1 protein-coding gene is annotated in these 571 nt (G+C 71.6%); it reads right to left on the bottom strand.

Going from position 1 to position 571, the window contains the following annotated elements; translation table 11 throughout:
• Positions 1-571, bottom strand: a 571-nt coding sequence (locus KDM41_18735) for a PKD domain-containing protein (protein MCB1185461.1), incomplete at both ends; no start/stop codon positions are given.

Here is a 571-nt window from a genome sequence, read left to right as displayed (position 1 = left end):
GGTGCTGGTGCCCGAGATCTCCGCCCAGTTGGTGCCATTCGTCGGCATGCCGCTGTCGGAGGTCGTCCCGCCCGCCGGGTTGACGACGTGGCCCGACCCGCTGACCGACCAGGGCGTCGTCGGAGCGGCGCCGGCCGTCTGCAGCTCGAAGCTGCCGTCCGCGATGCCGGGGGCCGGCGGCGCGGACACGTTGATGTAGTTCGTCAGCGTGGTCGAGTCGCTCCCGCCCGGCGCCGTGATCGCGAGCGTCACGGAGTAGCTGCCGGGGTTCACGTAGGTGTGGGAGGGGTTCTGGGCGCTCGACGTGCCGCCGTCGCCGAAGGTCCACGACCACGCGGTCGGGCCACCCGAGGAGGTGTCGGTGAAGTTGACCGAGAGCGGCGCGTTGCCCGAGGTCGGGCTGCCGAAGAACGACGCGTTCGGACCGACCGGACCGGTCGAGCCGTTGTAGACGATCAGGGCGAAGTCCTGGTCGGTCGTGTCGCCGTTGCCCGGGACGCCGTCACCGCCGATCGAGGCGGCGTCGACGGTCACCGTGAAGGAGCCCGTCGTGCCGGCCGGCAGGAACACC

The organism is bacterium (assembly GCA_020440705.1).
GTDB lineage: Bacteria > Krumholzibacteriota > Krumholzibacteriia > LZORAL124-64-63 > LZORAL124-64-63 > JAGRNP01.
The sequence above is the reverse complement of the archived record's forward strand: the minus strand, read 5'-3'. Positions and strand labels throughout refer to the sequence as shown.